Raw genomic sequence first — 17,830 nt, 5'->3', positions numbered from 1 at the left:
TTATGGTAGAGAAGTTATAGCTCGTCTTAATGCAATATTAAATGCCATTTCTAAGTACAAACAACATACAAGCACAACAGCCATGCTCTTTGGTAAGCCGGTAAAAGTTATACCTACCACCCATGACGACAAGGATTCCAAACAAAAATTTATTATTTTGATTACCGATTTAAACCTCACTCTCAATGAATCTAAATTTCTGAATGAGCAAGTAGCAGACTTAAAGCTTGCTGGTTTAGACGTTGAAATCATATTGCTTGATCACCATGCAACCGGAGAAGAAAGTGCAGAAGTTTATAATTGGTATTATTTGGATGTGAATCGTTGTGCAACAAAAATTACTTACGAATATCTTTTAGAACGATTTGGTTTAGAATCAAGCACACAAGAGTGGTTAAAACCTATGGTAGAAATGATTAATTCTGTGGACATCTGGTTGGAGGATGGCTTTGGTTTTGAATTTGGTAAAGTTGCCATGAGCATGATTGCAACCAGCAATGAAATTAATCGTTTTATGTTTGATAAGGAGCACAGAGAATATAAGTTGCTTTTATTGAAAAATGCCTCCAAGTTCCTTAAGGAATATGATTCTAGCAAGGCTGGCGGACTTATTAATGGCAAGGCATTTGATGAGGTTAGCTTTGATAATGAACTCTTTTTTCTTAAAAAAAATGCCTTAGGAGGAGATAAAGATACCGAAACAATGGATAATATCGTTTCTCGTACATTAGTAAAACTTTTAGAGCAAAAGAAAGAGACATGTAAAATTTTTTATGAAGATAAAGTGGGATTTTTAAGTTATTGTATGGGCGGAATTTCTGTTGTGGCAAATAGATTTTTGCAGAATAATAGCGAATTTGATTTCTATATTGATGTAAGTAATAGGGGCAATGTAAGTTTGCGTTCCAATGGAAATTGTGACGTAAGCGCACTTAGTCAAACGTGCTTTAATGGTGGTGGACATAAAAACGCAAGCGGTGGTCGTATGGAGGGCTTTAAAGAGAGCTTTTTGTATGAGGATATTAGATTGCAGGTTCAAGGTTTCTTAGAAATGCAAGACGAATGGAATCTCTAAAGATGTAAGGATTTCAAGATTCTTAGAAGCACGTTTTGGAATAACCGGACGTGTAGGATAAAGTAAGTATGACTCATGTTCTCAGATATACAAAATATTCAAATCATTCTAGTATGATTATCTAGTGAAATATATTGGGGTTAATAATGAAGGAAACCTATGAGATTAGGCAAAGTATTGGATATACTCTATGCGACACTTCTGAATGAGCCATATATAAGCTCTTTTAACACGGTGACATGTGAGCTTAATTATCCTATAACACAAGATTTAGGGCAAAAAAATGTGAAAGGCACAAATGTTGGGCAAGAAAATTTGCAAGGTGCGCTCTTTTTTGCGCTCGACAAACAAGATATAGCAGAAGCAATAAGACAGGGGGTATATGGCGTTGTTTTTGAAGGAGAAACTCGCATTATTGATAACGAGATAGCATGGATTAGTGTTGCAGATATTCATGCGAGCATTAAGCGATTTATTCGTTACTTGATTGGACAGTCAAAATCTAATGTTGTGCTTGTTAGTCTTTTTGAATTATATATCTTAAAAAATATTGCTCCTCATTTGGTTATTTGTGAAGCAAATTCTCTAGCTCAATCCTTAGAATTTTTCTATGCTTACTATAAACATAGCGGTATCAAAGATTCTATACATTGTGTTGGTTCTCAAGATTATTCCACGCAATTCATAACAAAGACTCAAAGAATAAAACATAATGTAACCCCACTTTTACCTTGTATTTTTGCTAGTATTTACGCATTGCAAGGTATTGATGTGCCTAAATTTTATTCTTATCAATACACAAAAATCCTTGAATTTCCTCATCAGAATGTGCAATCAGCCGACCCTATTTCTACAAGCATAAAATTGAAACTCATGCTTTTTTCTTTTAGTCTTTTGGAATCTAAAGTTATTTATAATAATGTACTCTACACTATTGGTATGCCCTTTATTTTTTTACCGTTCATAGAAAGCGCGTTAGCCTTACTTGAAGCTATGGCTTTGCGTTATTCAGTACGGGATTCTACAACACAGGAAAATAATCTCTTTGAGCAAGGAGATAATACCAAGACATCAGTCTATCACCTGAAATCCTTGCAAAATTTTGAATTATTTGAAGTGCTTAAGCAAAGATTCTCTTCTCCCTATGCCTCTACGAAGCTTAAAACTCTCATTTTTTGTAAAAATCCAAGCATTTTAAATATCGGGCATTTAGAAATTCAAGATTTTTACTCTCATCATGAAGCAACTCTCATTATGCAAGAAATACTGCCTATCATTAAGAAAAGTACCTATATTGATATTACTCTGACAGAATACTTCAATTCGCAAGCAAAACATTTGCAGCTTCTCTCTCTTTTTTCTCATCAATATGTCGCCACTGCTAAAAATAGGACTAAAAGTAGCGAAAAACATATTAAACTTACCTTTGCGCATAATACGCATTTATATGAGATTCTTAGTAAGACTCCATTTGATATAGCAATTATTTATGGAATCTCCAAAGCGGAATTTATCAAATTAGAATCTACGTACAATAACGGAGATTCTACCACTCAATCTAAGGGACAACAATATTTTTTTGAATGAAAGTATCAAGATAAATTGGTTAAAGAAATCACAATGAAGCAAGATGCAACTTATCAGAATCTGACTAAAGATTTTAGTTTCCAAGAGCTAAGAAGCCTAGAATCTAAGCAAAACTTAGAGATTTTACACAAAATTGCCAACTTAAAGCTACACACAAAGATTTGTTTTAATGTATTAGATTCTAAATTAAGCGCGTGTTTGTGGGGTATGCAACATGAGGTTTCGACAGAAGCCATTAAGCAAGCACTGTTTCTAGCACAGAAGCCATCAGAATCTCATCTAAGTAATTTCAAAGGAAACAGCAGAGAGAATTTGTTGAGTGGCTTACATTTTGTTTTTGAAATTTTGCCCTTGGAATCTAGTATATCAAGCCATACAGATTTAGGTAATGCACAGCTAGATTCTTTATATGAAATTGTTTCTTTGTTGAAACCGTGGCGTAAGGGACCTTTTTATCTGCATATTAACGTTTTAGATTCTATGGGTAAAGAATCTTATTCAAAGCTATTTATTGATTCTGAATGGCAAAGTTTTATAAAAATGGAATTGTTGCTTAAAACATTTGAAAAACTGAATTATGAGATAAAAGGAAAAGATATCTTAGATGTTGGTTGTAATAATGGGTACTATATGTTTGATTTAGCTTTACGTGGAGTAAAGCATATTGTAGGAATTGACCCTGTGGGAATATTTTTTCTACAATTTTATTTTCTTTTCAAGCTTACTGCTTTGTCTAATATTTCTTATCGACTCTTGGGAGTGCAGGATATAGAGAAAGTTAAAAAGGAATTTGATTGTATTTTATGTTTAGGCGTTCTCTATCATAGACAAGAACCATTGCAAACGCTTAAGATTCTAAAAAAGAAGTTAAAGTCAGAGGGAATTTTAATCTTGGAAACATTAATTATTGATAGTCCCGAGCATATCGCTTTGTTACCTTATCCAACTTATGCTAAAATGGCAAATGTTTTTTATATTTTTAGCCCTAGCGCATTACACAACCTTGCATTAAGGGCAGGTTTCAATAGATGCGAACTTGTGAGTTTTTCCTATACCGCTAACACAGAGCAACGCAGCACAGATTTTATTGATAGACAAAGTTTAGGTGATTTCTTAGAGTCAGATAAAACCATAGAGGGTTATCCTCCTGTTTGTAGAGGTATTTTTGTATTGCAATTATAGTTAGAAATTCAGAAAGATTGATGGTTAAATCTTTTCAATTTAGGCGCATTGAATCTCTTTATGTATTAAAATGGTATTGTTAAAAATGATTAAGAAATTCTTGTAGAAAAGATTCTATGTTTTTTTGCAGTGCCTTTAAATCCCCTGAATTATCAATGACAAAATTGCTTTTTGCTTTTTTTATTTCAATGTCAATTTGGGAATTTATACGAATCATTGCTTCTTGGACGGTAAGATTATTGCGCTTTTGTATCCTCTCAATTTGAATATGTCTTGGCGCATACACACATATCACAAACTGTGCAGGATAAGCAAATGAACTTTCGAAATAGAGTGGAATCTCAATAAAATAAGGTACTTTTTTGACTTCTAATTGTTTGCAGGAAGAAAGAATATTTTTTTGAATGATTGGATGAAGAATAGATTCTAAAAGCCTTTTTTTCTTGGAGTCATTGAAAATAATTTGGGCTAATGCTTTGCGATTGATTGTAATAGTCTTAGAATGTGTGTCTTGCTTGAGGATATGATTACCAAATGCTTGCACCACTGTGTCTTTTTCTTGTTCTAATACTTCATGGGCAATTGTATCGGCATCGATAATACTGAATCCTTCAAGGGCTAAAAATCTTGATACGGTGCTTTTTCCACACCCTATACTACCTGTGAGAATATTGGCATATTGCATGATTGTTCCTTTTACTATATTATAAATTATATTGTTTTAAAGCAAGATAATGATGTTAAATATAATGATTGTAAAAAAATACCATCTTTTAATGCTTAAGATTATAATATAATACACTTAAATATTTATTTGCAAGGATATTTAATGAATCTGACATCTTATCTTAAAGTGGGTTATGCAAAAGACCTATATGGAAAAAGTGTGCGCAACAATAAACCTCGTAATAATTTTTTCTTGCATAGTTTGAGACATAATAATTATCAAGTCAAGCAAACAAAAGAACCACTGCCCAATAAAATTTCACAGAATGAGGCTAACAAGCAAGAATCCCTTAAAAACGCACTTATAACAGATTCTGTCAAAGCGAGTCAAAAAGAACAATTTGTGCTTAAGGCATCTATGTTTGGAGCTTTAGCACTTGCCATTTTTGGTATTGGTTTTGGAATCTTGGTAAAATCGATGTCGGTTATTTTTGATGGTTTTGTTGCGCTTGTTAGCGTGGGGCTAGGATTTTTAAGTGTAGTAACTTCGCGTTACATTTATAAGGAAGATGATGATATTTTTCAGTATGGTTATGTACGCTTTGAACCTATGGTGAATCTTTTTAAATCTTTGGTATTGGTTTTTGTTTGTGTGTATGCCTTTATTAACGCATTACAAAGCATTGTGAATGGTGGTTATGAAATTGAGCTTGGTGGTGCTATGGTCTATAGTCTATGTGCATTTATTTTTTGTATCATTTTGTTCTACTACACACTGATTTATGCAGGGGCTTTAGAGTCTGATTTAATCAAGGTTGATAATACAGAGTGGAAAATTGATTGTGTTTTATACTTTGGAGGATTAGTGGCTTTTGGTATGATATATCTTTTACCTTACATTAATATAGATTCTATAATTCATTCAGAATCTGACTTTAATCAACAAGATTTAGCACGTTATATTGATCCTGCGCTTTTGCTGGTTCTTTCATTGTTGCTTTGTGTTTCGCCTATTCGTATAGCCATTGCTAATTTTAAAGATTTAATGATGGTAGCACCTGTAGAATTAGATTCTAAGATTACACAGATTATGGAGGATTTGAGCCTAGAATTTGGTTTTAGCGATTATGACACTCATGTTGCTAAGTCTGGAAGATTCTATATGGTTGAGGTTAATATTCTTACGCAGAAGAATTTTAAACCGACTACTATGCAAGAATTTGATTTTATTCGAGAAAGGATTGAGAAAGCGTTAGAAATTCCTAGTTATAAGATTTGGTTATCAGTAAGCTTTACAGCGAATCCTAAATGGTTGTAGGTTTTCTTTAGGATTATCAAGTTTTACTATACTTACTCTTTATCTTGAGAGGAGGATAGATGTCTAACACGGTCCATATCACAAAGGATATTCAATTAGATTCTAACTTTGGTTTTGTTTTTTGGGATTTATATGAGCCACCTCAATCTCACACGCAATCCCTTGCACCACATATCATTCAAATTGCACATGGCATGGTAGAGCATAAAGAGAGATACAAATGGGTTTGCACTTTTCTTGCAGAATCTGGTTTTATAGTGGCAATAAGCGATCATCGCGGGCATGGCAAAAGCATAAGTAGTTATTGTAAGGGTAAAGATTCTCCAATAAATGCTAATCTGACTAAGGAGGATTCTAATAATGAAGATTTAATCTATTGGGGTGAAATGGGGCAAGATGGAATCAATCTCGCAGTACAAGATCTGTATGCACTTAATTGCGAACTGCATTCTCGTTTTCAAGATTCTAAGATTATACTTTTAGGGCATTCTATGGGATCACTTATTTCTCGTCTCTATTTATTTAAGCATGCTAGTTCTATTTGCGCACTTATTTTGAGTGGTACACCAGCACCAAACCCAATGATTAATATAGCAATTTTACTTGCTAAAAGCTTACAATTTCTTGGCTTAGAAGCTCAGGGTGCAAATCTCTTGCATAAACTTTCTTTTGGTGGATTTAATGTTAAGCTGTTGAAAAGATTATCCAAAACAGAGACAAATAAGGACAATTCTTCAATAACAACGAAAGATTATACGGGATTTGAATGGCTTTGTTCAGATTCTCATGTTGTGCAAGCCTATATATCAGACCCCAAGTGTTCTTTTATCTTTTCTCTGCGGAGCTTCCTAAATCTTTTTACCGCTGTAAGGGATGTTTATGCCATTGAAAAATATGCGGATTCTTTGAGTAAGCATTTACCCATTTTGTTTATCAGCGGCGATATGGATGCTTGTGGGAATTTTGGTGATGGTGTGCGAGATGCAAAAGATAGGCTTAATATACAGGGCTATGAGCATGTTACAATCAAACTATATGAAAATGCAAGACATGAAATATTAAATGAGCCAAATAAGCAGGAAGTCCTAAAGGATATTATTGCTTGGTTAGATTGTGTATGCGAATCTCGGTGATTTTGACACAGATTTATACGGGTTGGGTTATAGGGGAATTGTGTTGCACACAAATGATACTATCTTAAATGATAACAAGATATTTTATCCTATCAATCAGGAGAATAGAGAATCTTGCATGAGTGAATAAAGATATTAATTTTTGTTAGATTCTTAAGATGATTCTTCACTAAAATATAGTTATATGGTTATCACAATCAAGAAATAAGCAAGCGAGAATAAAATAATCTATGTAGGTTGAGAGAGCATAGCATGATGTTATTATGAGAGTTTTATTCAAAAAATTAAATGTCCATAAATTTCAATTATCGAGTCAAAACAACACTTATTCGTGTCAGTCAGGGACAACAACATGTTTATTTTTGCAATTTTTTTCCTTAAGAATCTTAATAATCTTTGTTAGCCTTTCTTCAACCAAATTTTTATTTTTTACCCATTCTTCATGTGCATTTTCCCCCACAATGTTACTCACACATAAAATAGCACTACATGGAATCCTAAAGTGTTCTGCTACCTTAAATATGCTGAATACTTCCATATTTTCGAGCAAAATATTTGCTGAAAGCATAACGTGATTATATGCTGATGTGTTGGTGATATAGTTGCTTGAATTCACAGTAGCCTCGCAGATATTTTCTTTGATTAGTGTTTCATGTGAAACCAAGTTTAAACGTTCTATCTTAATGCTGTTGTTGGTTGGTGTGTAGGATTGCTTCTGGAGAAAAGATAATTCAATCTGTGTCGCATGCGTGCTAAGAAAAAGTGTTCCTATCGGCACTTTGGAATCGTAGCTACCTGCACTACCAATAAATAACAGATGTTTAGGAGTGTATTGTAGGCAGACTTGAGTAAGTTCTATTGCACTATTAATAAGTCCCACACCAATATTTTTAGCGAAACTAAAGCTTTCTCCATTTCCTGCACATAAAATCATTATATTCCTTTTGAGTATAAATCATTTTAATTTTACAAAAAATTTCAAATTTTCTGTTATTTTTCTAAAATTTATGTTGGTTAAAATTTCACATACAACCATTAAAGACATGATAAAATTCCCAATAGCACTAACTCAATAAAAAAATAAAGGTAAGTGTTTAGAATATTCTAAAACTTACCTAATGTTATCTAAACAAATTACTAAAAGCATTCTTTAGAATACTAAATTTGCTTGGTTTAATTTGCTCAACTTTTTTCATACGCATCATCGGCATCTGAATAAATGATTCAATAATCCTGCGAAATTCTGGAGGTGAGTCTATGCACATACTTTTTTGCAGTCCTTTGATAGCAGAGTTAATGTCATATAGATCTTCTTAACTTAGTAGCTTAATTAGTTCTCTAATTAATAACATCATAGACTTATCTATAACACCTAAGTCTCTATTAAGTATGGATTTCATCAGATAAATTATCGCTATTACTGTCTTTATTAAGTAAATATTTTCTTAAAGTATAGTTTTTTCACTATATAAATATAAGGAAATCAACTTTATTGCGTGTTTTTTCTCTCATAATATCAAAATCTGTAGTTACTTCATCATTATACAATTCAGATTCACAATGATTCATAATAGTAGAACTTAAATTAGAAGGAATTACTTTTTCATATTCAAAACCTCCTTCAAGCTTATCATGTTGTATAAAACAACCAACATCAGTATCAAAAAGGTTATCTAGCATCTTAACGTAATTAATGATTTCATCAGTTTTAAATTTTAATTTACCTAATGAACCTAGTTCAAGGGTGTTCCAAATATACTGAGTTACTTTGCAATTTCTAACTAAACTTTCCCTATCGATATTCCTGTAATTTATATTCTACACATACATATAAGGTTAAAATATTTCATCAATATTAAGAACATTTGAATTATATCGTATATGAGCTTTGTCTAAACAATCGTGCTTATTGCATAAATCTTCAGTAAAAAGCTTATTGTTGCAACAATGTCTATTTTTTATACATTTTTATTGATATGTGTAGATTTTGTGCCTTTTTTTTACTTTTTGTTCCCTTTAAGCAGAGTATTTTTAGGTTAGAATAAAACTCAAGATTTTAGAGATTGTGAATTGTGAGCCTTGGCAAAACCTAAGGCATAAACTTAATATCACTTTAAGTTAGAATCTGCATTTTAATGTTATAGAGGGATAATTATGGAAAATATGGGCATTTTAGAGGCTAAGAGAGCAGAGTTTGATTCGTTACTTACGGAAATTGCACGTTATGTAACGCAAGATAGAATCACTTCAGATTTAGCTTATGAAACAGCAAAATATTGTTTTATGGATACTTTAGGGTGTGGGCTTTTGGCTTTATCATTTCCGCAATGTACGAAACTCCTAGGTCCTGTTGTTGATGGTGCAGAATTTAGTGAGGGCGTGCGAGTTCCCGGTACAAGCTATAGGTTAGAGCCTGAGCGAGGAGCATTTAATATTGGGGCAATGATACGTTGGCTTGACTTCAACGATACTTGGTTGGCTGCAGAGTGGGGACACCCTAGCGATAATCTAGGAGCAATTTATGCAGTGGCTGATTATCTTAGCCGTAAAAGCATTAAAGAAGGCAAAGAAGGATTAAAACTCAAAGATGTTTTAGAATTTATGATAAAGGCACATGAAATACAAGGAATTTTAGCATTAGAGAATTCTTTTAACTCTGTTGGCTTAGACCACGTTCTCTTAGTGCGAATTGCAAGTACTGCTGTAGCTTGTGCAATGTTTGGCGGTAGCTTTGAGGAAGTGCGCAATGCCCTTTCTCTTGCTTTTGTTGATGGCTGTTCGTTAAGGACATACAGACATGCGCCAAACACAGGTTCGAGAAAAAGCTGGGCTGCTGGAGACGCAAGTGCGAGAGGAGTGAATCTTGCACTTAAAGCTTTAAAAGGTGAGATGGGTTATCCTACCGCATTATCAGCAAAATTTTGGGGATTTGAAGATGTCAATATGAAAGGCAAAAAAGTTGTAGTAAATCAAAAATTTGGTAGCTATGTTATGGAGAATATTTTGTTTAAGATTAGTTTTCCTGCTGAATTTCATGCGCAAACTGCCGTTGAATGTGCTCTTAAGTTGCATGATGAGGCAAAGCATAAGCTCAATGATATTGAGAAAATTGTTATTACCACACAAGAATCTGGGCATAGAATTATTAATAAAGTCGGTGAACTAGCAAATCCAGCAGATAGAGACCATTGCATTCAGTATATGGTGGCTATTCCATTGATTTATGGAGAATTACGAGCAGAACATTACGAAGATGATATTGCAGCAAATCCTCTTATTGATAAATTACGAGGAAAAATGGTGGTTCAAGTAGATGAGAGATACACAAGAGAGTACCTAGAATCAGATAAGCGTTCTATAGCAAATGCGGTGCAAATTTTTTATAAAGATGGTACAAAAAGCCAAAACATAGAGATAAATTATCCTGTTGGTCATAAGAGACGTAGAGAAGAAGGAATTCCTTTGCTCATTAGTAAGTTCCATAATGCCTTAGCTACACGGTTAAGCCCCAAAAAATGTGAGAAAATAAAAGAAATTTTTGCAGATTCTAAAAAGGCTTACAGTACGCCTTTTGTTGAAATCAGTGATTTATTAGCACTTTAATTTGATTAAAATATTTTAGGATATATTTTTGTTTATTCCATATTGTTCTTGAAGATTCTTGAAAATTGTAGAAGAGGCTTTTTAATCTAAGTTTAAATTAACATCTGTTATTACAATATCAAGTCTATTATTTCTGTCTGCCTGCATGTTGATTGTATATGTGGAGCAGCGCGTGTGTTTTTCAATAGATAAAGCAATTTCTTTTCTTAAATCATCAAAACACTCCTTAGTAATAATCCTTTCATTACCAAGAATAGCTTGTAGTCGTTGTTTTGCATTGTATGCAGAACGTAATGTATTGTTAGTGTCATTGTCTCGATTAAAAAGCATGATTAACCCTTTTTAATGGTAAAAATTTTTTTTAAGGTTTCCATAAAACTAAGATTAGCCTCAAACGTCTCAATCGGGATATCTTCTCCCAAAATGCGCATAGCAATTCTCTGATAGGCTAGTCCGCTAATAGTCTTAGTAAAAATAGTAGGTTCCCCATTATTGGTTGCACCTACGACTTTTTCATCTTCTGGTACAACGCCTATAATTGGCAATGCAAGAATATCTTGAACATCATCGCAGCTCATCATCTCATGCTTTGTTACCAAATCTGGTCTTAAACGATTAATGATAATATGCTTTTCTACTTCCTTCCCCTGTTTTGCTTTATCGCTCTTGGAATCTAAGATACCAATTACCCTATCGCTATCACGAACCGAGCTAATTTCTGGTGTTACAACAATAAGTGCCCTATCAGCCCAAAAAATGGTATGTTCAAATCCGCTCTCGATTCCTGCCGGGCTATCTAAGAGAATATAATCAAAATCAAGCTTAAGTTTCTCAAGCAAATGTTGCACTTTGTCTTTATCTAAAACCGTTTTGTCCTTGCTTTGACTAGCTGGCAAAAAATAAAGATTTTTTGCTTTTTTGTGATTCACAATCGCTTGAGAAAGATTGCATTTGTGTTCCATAACATCTACAACATCATAGACAATGCGCCGCTCAAGCCCCAAAATCATATCAAGATTTCGGAGTCCTATATCGAAATCAACAGCGATAACTTTTTTATTTTGCTGCGATAAACCAATACCAAGATTTGCTGTTGCAGTGGATTTTCCTACTCCACCCTTGCCCGATGTAATGGCTATGACAATTCCGTTATTATCTGCGGCATTATTTGTCGCCTTAATATGGGATAGTTTTTGCCCTGATTGTTGCATTGTTGCTTTCCCTAGTGAAAGTAAAAAACCATTGTAGCAAAATTTATATAGTTTTTGTTTGCTTTTAGAGTTTTTTTGTGATATTTATGGGCTTTTCACAAGGTAAAATTATCTTTAGAAATAGAACTTGTGTAAAATACTAAAAATATTATTTACTTTGTCGATTTAGATAATGGAATGCAAATTCCTTATCCATAGTAACTAAGCAAATTGAACACTTTATGGGGAGAATCTTATGGCGGGTAAAATAACTTCTCTGGGACTTGGAAGCTCTGTATTAAATTCCGATGTCATTGACAAGCTGAAAAAAGCTGACGAAGATAATATGGTAAAGCCCGTTGAAAAAAAGATGGAGCTCAATATTGAAAAACAAAAGCAGCTCGTGGAAATACATACGGCTTTAACTTCATTGAAAGCTCATACTAAAAAGCTCTCGGATTATTCTACTTTTCTTAATCGCAATGTTCATGTGTCTGGCGAAGCAGTAAAGGCAAGTGCTGCTGCAGGAATTCCTGTTCAAGATGTAAATATTGAAGTGAAAAAACTTGCTAAAAGTGATATTAATGAAATAGGAACGAAATTTTCTTCGAAAGATGATGCTTTTAGCAATGAAGATGGCGTACTCGATTTATATTCTAATGGGAAAAATTATCGTGTGGAAATTAAAGGCGGTATGACATTGGGAGAAGTAAGTCAAGCTATTACGGACGCTACAAACGGTAAAATTATGGGTGTTATCATGAAAACAGGAGGGCAAAAACCCTATCAACTTATGATTAATGGTAAAGAGACAGGTGAGGATAACAGAATCTATTTTGGTTCTGTAATGCGAGCAGAACGTATAAGTGCGCAAAATTTTAAACTTGATGGAGAAAATGACTTTTATCTTGAGATAAAAGGTAGTGATGGTAACTTACACAAGATTTCTCTTAATCTTGACATGAATGATTCTATTACAGATAGACCAGAGTTCATACGCACAAAATTAAAAGAGGCAATAGAATCTAATGAATCTACAAAAGATTTAATAGAGAATGGTGATATTAATATTGGTTTAGCAGATGAAGGACGCTCCTTGATTGTAAATGATAAGAGGGGCTATAAGGTTGGAATAGGCGGTGAGAAGATAAATTTAATGGGATTTTCTCAAGCAGAATCTCAAGTTAAAGATCTCTATGCAAGCAATATTGAAGTAAAAGAAGGGCAGCTAAAGGGGTCATTTCAAGTGAATGGTACAGAGATTGATTTAGCCCAAATAACAAAAAAAGAAAATACTGCTGAGCAAAATGCTGCAGCCGTTATAGAATCTCTAAATAAGATTGAGGGAGTGCTAGCAACAACGACACAAAATAAAATTACTTTAAATTCTAATGGGGCAGCCATCACTGTTAGTGGTTCAAATGATGTGTTGGGGAGCGTGGGATTAAAAGCCGGAAAATACAGTGATTTTTCTGTATTCCAAAAGAATGTTCTCAAGATTAAAAATGTCCAAACAGCGACAGATTCTGAAATGAGTTATAATGGGGCAATTATTAAGAGAGCTAGCAATACAGTAGATGATATTGTTGGCGGATTAACGATTAATTTGCAAAAGATTTCTGAAGAGGGCAAGCCTGATATTATCAGTATTACACCTAATACAGAAGATATTGTCAAAGAAGTGCAAGAATTTGTAAAAGTCTATAATGAAACTGTACCTAAACTTGATGCAGTAACAAAATTTGACCCTGATACAAAAAGGGGCGGCGTTTTCAATACAGAATCTTTGATAAGGAGCATTCGCCCAGATATTAATCAAGCCATCACTCAACGGATTACGAGCGGAACAGAAGTGAAGAGTCTTATGGACTATGGGATTTCGCTTAATGATAAGAGTGTTATGTCTTTGGATGTTGGCAAACTTTCAAGCGCAATTAGTGCTGACCCAGAAAAAGCAAAACAAGTATTCTATGGTGGCGAGACAAAAGACAGTTCAGGAAAATTTAATCGATATGATGGAATTTTTGCAAAAATAAATTCTATTTTAGCCGATTTAGTAGAAGGTGGAAATGCTAAGTTGAAAACCTTTGAGCAAACACTTAATCGAGAGTTAAAAAACTATAATTCTGAAAAAGATAAAGCAAAGAAAATGCTTGATGCTAGGTATGATACCATGGCGCAACGTTTTGCTTCTTTTGATGAGCAAATAGCTAAAGCAAATAACTCTTTTAATGCTGTTCAAATGATGATTGACCAAGCCGCCGGTAACGACAAAAAGAAATAAGGAGCGAATTATGAGAGCCTTTAATGCCCATAATATGTATCAGCAAGCTTCTGTTAGTGTGGAAAGTCCCGCGAAACTGATAGAAATGCTGTATGAAGGTATTTTGAGATTCTTAGGTCAAGCACGAAGATATATGGAAGAAGAGGATATAGATATAGAAAAGAAAATTTATTATATCAACCGCACCACTGATATTTTCACAGAATTATTAAATGTCCTTGATTATGATAGAGGTGGAGAAGTTGCTGTCTATCTCACTGGACTCTACACACATCAAATTAAGCTCTTGACACAAGCAAATATGGAGAACAATGTTGAGAAAATTGACATTGTTATGAATGTTGCAAGGGGCTTATTAGAGGCATGGAGAGAGATTCATCAAGAAGAATTAGGGAGATAAGCATTTTATGCTAAACATTTGAATACAACACTTACAACTTAGCTGTTTAGCTAGCCTTGCTAGCTTGATTGGCTTTACTGCAAATCTTTCAACACAATTATTACTTCTATATAATGTTACTGGTCATTTAGGATTTTAAGTATTAAGTTCATTTTGCAATACTTTGTATATCAAAATTTTCATATATCAAGCAATTGTTCATAAGAGATTTTAGATTCTACATTATGCTGAAATTCTGCCTAAGTATTTTTCAATAAAGATTTGAGTTCTTCCAAACCTAAATAACAATGTTAGAATCGTTTAAACTGAGTGATTTATTGGCAGTAATTCATTTCGCTTATATTGTTATAATCTAGCCTATAAAAACATAACCTAATCCAACGCGCACCTGTAAGATAAGCGTACAAGTTGAGAAAATTGCATGTTTTATTATTCTTTATTGGGGGTAGATAAGAACGAACGTATCCAAATCAAGCAGCTTCTCTCGATGATTTGGTTTAGATTCTTTAATACAGTTTATTTATAGCTTAATTATTTAATCAACAATGATTTAATGTCTTTTTTGGGAAGTCATGCAAACCTAAGATTCGACAAGCAAAAATATAAAATTCTTTGTAGGTTTGTTAGTTTGGCTTTGGAAATGAAAGAGTGAAATATATTTTGTTGTACATAATATAAATGCTGAAACTAAGTTTTTATTATTTTTGAATTCACTTTGATGTTGATAAAGTTTTATAATTCTTGACAGAGCAACATATTAGCATACAACATAATATTTCTACTGCATAAACTTCAATATTTTCAAATTATATTGCCTATTTTCATCTAATTACTGTGGTATGGTCAATGAATTACGTACTCCAGAATCATAAGAGAGCGGCTCATAATTATCAATCCCAATAGTTACTCCCGTAGTCATATTCTTAAATAAAATATGACCAGGCTTTCTTTCGTAATAAATCATTTCACCTGATTGTTGGAATCTTTGAATAGATATATTCTTTTCAAAGACCTGCTTACCTTTGCCTCCAAAAATATCACGTCCGAAAATAATATCTTCAAATAATTCACCATAACTTACAGCACCAAAAAATTTCTTAGAAATTGGCCATTTAAAACTGCATTCAGTTAAAACGCACATTCTCCCCGCTTTAATTCTAATGCTGCCTATGGTTTGAGCATATTTAAAAAGCTCTAATTTTACAAGCCCGCTTTGATAGGTATTAAGCCTCGCATAATCATAAAACTTAAAAGGCGCAGTATTGATATAGAGCAACTTTAGCTCGCTAGTAATAAGATTCTGTGGCTCTTGCTCCTGTGGAGTGAAAACCGAGTCTCCTTTGTTGTCGCCAGATCCTATGGGATTGGGGCTTTTATAATGAATTCCATCAAGATTGCCTTGTGTCCGTAGCTCTGGGTCATTACTTGCACATGCATTTATAATAAATCCCAATACACATAAAGCAGCAATTCGCAAAGCCATTTGATACATTAATCACCTTTTAAGCAATTTATTCTTATAATTTTAGCATAAAGCCCCAACATTTCCATAGAAATTCTACTCAAGATTACAAAGTAACACGTTAATCCATTAATAATAAAACCTAAATGTCAGAATCTCAAGAATTATTAGATTCTATGTGATTCTAGTTTATTCTAAGATTTATCTCAGAGTTTAAAGATTGAATCTGACTTTATTAGCCATTATTTAGAACACGATGCCAAATTCTTCCATCAAGCTTCACTTCCATATTCACTTGGCACAATCCGTCTTTATATGCAGTCTCTGTGATTTCTGCATTTTTGATAAGAGCTTGTACTCTGCCTTTGATAGTAGAATTTTGTGCAATCATATCACGTATTGTATCGTTTGCATTAATGCGGATACCATACATTTTTTCTCCAATCTGTCTGTAAGCATCGACAATAGCCGCTCTTTTTGCCAATGCTAAAGCTTGTGCAGGAGAAACAGTAGATTCCGGTGCTACACCCATACCAACTGCCTGAATTTCAATAACATTATTAGGAGTAAGCAAGGGGGAATTTTGAATGCCCACAGAAACATCGCTATCGCTTACTTTTCTCATATCATCAAAATTATCGCGAGTTCGTTCAAAGCCCTGCTCATAGCCACTGTTTCCGCTTTTTGTATTGCGAGAGTAATCGCCCCTGTCATATCTTGGAGCAGGATTATAGTCATACTGTGAAGCTGGAACCATAGGACCTGCAGCCATTGGCATGCTATTTGGACCGTATTGTTGTGCAACAGGAACAGAAGGAGCAGCTATGGGAGGTGTTGTAGGTTGAGCTACAATTCCACTATTACCCACAGGAGCTGAAGCCATAAGACTAGGGTTAGCATTATAGCCTACAGGAGGATAAGTAGGCACTGATAAAGGAGCAAGGGAGGGACCCCCTGCTGCTGGAGGAACTAATGCAGAGTTATCTACGTTTGAACCTGTGTCCATGCAACCAGTTAAAAATATTGCTGAAAGAGCTGAAGCAACCAAAAGTTTTGTTTTCATATAATGTCCTTATTAGAGTTAATGATGCAAACCTTGCATTATGACTTGTGAGAAGCAAAAATTGTGCCATTTTTTAGAATCTGTTATCTTTCAATATTAATTGTGAACCGTAAAATATGATGCTTATATCTAAGAAACAAAGGTTTGGTTGCTGCATTGGTGCTGTCTTTATACAAACAAATATGCGGAGTATGATAAGGATTTTCAAAAAAGAATAAAAAGAGCTTTATGATTTAATGCTCTCGCGAACTCATTGTAAGAGCAAAAACTTGTCAATCACAATCAGCCAGTAAAAACCAAGTAGTGGTAACAAACACACCAAGAAGTTGCTGCTAAAAAATTTTGTTGCAATTTATTATGTAGTATTGATAGTTGTTGTAGATTGAATCTTGCCTATTCTCACATTCTATTGACTATTTGACAATAAGCGCAACATTATTATATACAACATAAAAACCATAATTTTATTAATCTTGTCAAACAACGTACGCGTATGCTTTATTGTATGTGTATATGGAGGGGGGAGGTTTGTAATCAATGCAGCAGGTACAATTCATTGATTTTATAATAAAATATTCTTACTCTACGGAAATAGCTATTTAATGTACTCATAGAATTTAGAATTTGTAAAAAATAATTTATGGGTCATTGCTCGCTTTTGTCTGCTTAAAGGTTTTTTAATTCTTATGCCTAGAATGCACACAAGACTCCATGCAAAAATATTAGTCTATTTAATGTGAGAGATTGCAAAGAGATTGAGGGCTTTAATGTTTAAGGTTCTACAAAGAATTAATAAAGAAAGCCTTACTTGTGTCCTTTAGAATTACTCAAATTTGGAAGTAATCACAATTCTCTGAACTTCTATGG

At 33.7% G+C, this 17,830-nt stretch carries 14 protein-coding genes and 1 pseudogene; 8 read left to right on the top strand and 7 right to left on the bottom strand.

The annotated features are described in order from the left end of the window. The 3 genes from CQA44_RS09220 to cmoB all read left to right on the top strand — a co-directional run. Positions 1–1,075: 3',5'-cyclic-nucleotide phosphodiesterase (locus CQA44_RS09220; RefSeq protein ID WP_115546966.1), on the top strand; the 1,075-nt coding region annotated here is incomplete at its 5' end. 159 nt (positions 1,076–1,234) lie between these two features. After that, complete coding sequence (locus CQA44_RS09215) at positions 1,235–2,662, top strand: hypothetical protein (protein ID WP_115546965.1); 1,428 nt, start codon at positions 1,235–1,237, stop codon at positions 2,660–2,662. Between the two features lie 33 nt (positions 2,663–2,695). Further along, positions 2,696–3,844: a tRNA 5-methoxyuridine(34)/uridine 5-oxyacetic acid(34) synthase CmoB gene (cmoB, locus tag CQA44_RS09210; protein ID WP_115546964.1), complete on the top strand. Its 1,149-nt coding sequence runs from the start codon at positions 2,696–2,698 to the stop codon at positions 3,842–3,844. Between the two features lie 79 nt (positions 3,845–3,923). On the opposite strand, the gene coaE is transcribed toward cmoB, so the two are convergent. Next, positions 3,924–4,529 carry a dephospho-CoA kinase gene (gene coaE / locus CQA44_RS09205; RefSeq protein ID WP_115546963.1) on the bottom strand — a complete coding sequence of 202 codons (606 nt, stop codon included), beginning with the start codon at positions 4,527–4,529 and terminating at the stop codon, positions 3,924–3,926. Positions 4,530–4,673: 144 nt separating this feature from the next. Here coaE and CQA44_RS09200 point away from each other — a divergent pair, with 144 nt between their 5' ends. Together CQA44_RS09200 and CQA44_RS09195 are read left to right on the top strand one after the other, a co-directional pair. Further along, entirely contained in the window at positions 4,674–5,828 is a 1,155-nt protein-coding gene (locus CQA44_RS09200) for a cation diffusion facilitator family transporter (RefSeq protein ID WP_115546962.1), read from the top strand. Positions 5,829–5,887: 59 nt separating this feature from the next. Beyond that, a complete protein-coding gene (locus CQA44_RS09195; protein WP_115546961.1) occupies positions 5,888–6,961 on the top strand; it encodes an alpha/beta fold hydrolase in 1,074 nt (357 codons plus the stop codon). A gap of 334 nt (positions 6,962–7,295) precedes the next feature. On the opposite strand, the gene CQA44_RS09190 is transcribed toward CQA44_RS09195, so the two are convergent. Then, positions 7,296–7,895 carry a purine-nucleoside phosphorylase gene (locus tag CQA44_RS09190; RefSeq protein WP_115546960.1) on the bottom strand — a complete coding sequence of 200 codons (600 nt, stop codon included), beginning with the start codon at positions 7,893–7,895 and terminating at the stop codon, positions 7,296–7,298. Positions 7,896–8,425: 530 nt separating this feature from the next. Next, on the bottom strand, positions 8,426–8,641 hold the full coding sequence (locus tag CQA44_RS09185; RefSeq protein ID WP_115546959.1) for a hypothetical protein: 216 nt from the start codon (positions 8,639–8,641) through the stop codon (positions 8,426–8,428). A 474-nt stretch (positions 8,642–9,115) separates the two neighbouring features. Here CQA44_RS09185 and prpD point away from each other — a divergent pair, with 474 nt between their 5' ends. Next, positions 9,116–10,564: a 2-methylcitrate dehydratase gene (gene prpD, locus CQA44_RS09180; protein WP_181881853.1), complete on the top strand. Its 1,449-nt coding sequence runs from the start codon at positions 9,116–9,118 to the stop codon at positions 10,562–10,564. An 81-nt stretch (positions 10,565–10,645) separates the two neighbouring features. Here the strand turns inward: prpD and CQA44_RS09175 are convergent, their stop codons facing one another. Beyond that, on the bottom strand, positions 10,646–10,894 hold the full coding sequence (locus CQA44_RS09175) for a cell division topological specificity factor MinE (RefSeq protein WP_115546957.1): 249 nt from the start codon (positions 10,892–10,894) through the stop codon (positions 10,646–10,648). A 2-nt stretch (positions 10,895–10,896) separates the two neighbouring features. After that, entirely contained in the window at positions 10,897–11,775 is an 879-nt protein-coding gene (minD, locus tag CQA44_RS09170) for a septum site-determining protein MinD (RefSeq protein WP_115546956.1), read from the bottom strand. 235 nt (positions 11,776–12,010) lie between these two features. Between minD and fliD the strand changes: the two genes are divergently transcribed. Together fliD and fliS are read left to right on the top strand one after the other, a co-directional pair. Next, positions 12,011–14,038: a flagellar filament capping protein FliD gene (fliD, locus tag CQA44_RS09165; protein WP_115546955.1), complete on the top strand. Its 2,028-nt coding sequence runs from the start codon at positions 12,011–12,013 to the stop codon at positions 14,036–14,038. 10 nt (positions 14,039–14,048) lie between these two features. Then, positions 14,049–14,438 (top strand): flagellar export chaperone FliS, encoded by a 390-nt coding sequence (gene fliS, locus CQA44_RS09160; RefSeq protein WP_034557124.1) that lies wholly within the window; start codon positions 14,049–14,051, stop codon positions 14,436–14,438. Positions 14,439–15,267: 829 nt separating this feature from the next. On the opposite strand, the gene CQA44_RS09155 is transcribed toward fliS, so the two are convergent. Next, positions 15,268–15,930: a hypothetical protein gene (locus tag CQA44_RS09155; protein WP_115546954.1), complete on the bottom strand. Its 663-nt coding sequence runs from the start codon at positions 15,928–15,930 to the stop codon at positions 15,268–15,270. A 205-nt stretch (positions 15,931–16,135) separates the two neighbouring features. Next, positions 16,136–16,489: pseudogene (locus CQA44_RS13520) on the bottom strand (LPP20 family lipoprotein); the annotation flags it as partial. Positions 16,490–17,830: the final 1,341 nt, after the last annotated feature.

This window comes from Helicobacter sp. MIT 14-3879 (assembly GCF_003364125.1).
This window is presented reverse-complemented; position numbering and strand designations above follow the sequence as displayed.

What these genes read in the sequence shown, in the direction of transcription:
- CQA44_RS09215 (WP_115546965.1), top strand. Translation starts at nt 1,235, where the DNA reads ATGAGATTAGGCAAAGTATTGGATATACTCTATGCGACACTTCTGAAT.
- cmoB (WP_115546964.1), top strand. Translation starts at nt 2,696, where the DNA reads ATGAAGCAAGATGCAACTTATCAGAATCTGACTAAAGATTTTAGTTTC.
- coaE (WP_115546963.1), bottom strand. Translation starts at nt 4,529, where the DNA reads ATGCAATATGCCAATATTCTCACAGGTAGTATAGGGTGTGGAAAAAGC.
- CQA44_RS09200 (WP_115546962.1), top strand. Translation starts at nt 4,674, where the DNA reads ATGAATCTGACATCTTATCTTAAAGTGGGTTATGCAAAAGACCTATAT.
- CQA44_RS09195 (WP_115546961.1), top strand. Translation starts at nt 5,888, where the DNA reads ATGTCTAACACGGTCCATATCACAAAGGATATTCAATTAGATTCTAAC.
- CQA44_RS09190 (WP_115546960.1), bottom strand. Translation starts at nt 7,895, where the DNA reads ATGATTTTATGTGCAGGAAATGGAGAAAGCTTTAGTTTCGCTAAAAAT.
- CQA44_RS09185 (WP_115546959.1), bottom strand. Translation starts at nt 8,641, where the DNA reads ATGCTAGATAACCTTTTTGATACTGATGTTGGTTGTTTTATACAACAT.
- prpD (WP_181881853.1), top strand. Translation starts at nt 9,116, where the DNA reads ATGGAAAATATGGGCATTTTAGAGGCTAAGAGAGCAGAGTTTGATTCG.
- CQA44_RS09175 (WP_115546957.1), bottom strand. Translation starts at nt 10,894, where the DNA reads ATGCTTTTTAATCGAGACAATGACACTAACAATACATTACGTTCTGCA.
- minD (WP_115546956.1), bottom strand. Translation starts at nt 11,775, where the DNA reads ATGCAACAATCAGGGCAAAAACTATCCCATATTAAGGCGACAAATAAT.
- fliD (WP_115546955.1), top strand. Translation starts at nt 12,011, where the DNA reads ATGGCGGGTAAAATAACTTCTCTGGGACTTGGAAGCTCTGTATTAAAT.
- fliS (WP_034557124.1), top strand. Translation starts at nt 14,049, where the DNA reads ATGAGAGCCTTTAATGCCCATAATATGTATCAGCAAGCTTCTGTTAGT.
- CQA44_RS09155 (WP_115546954.1), bottom strand. Translation starts at nt 15,930, where the DNA reads ATGTATCAAATGGCTTTGCGAATTGCTGCTTTATGTGTATTGGGATTT.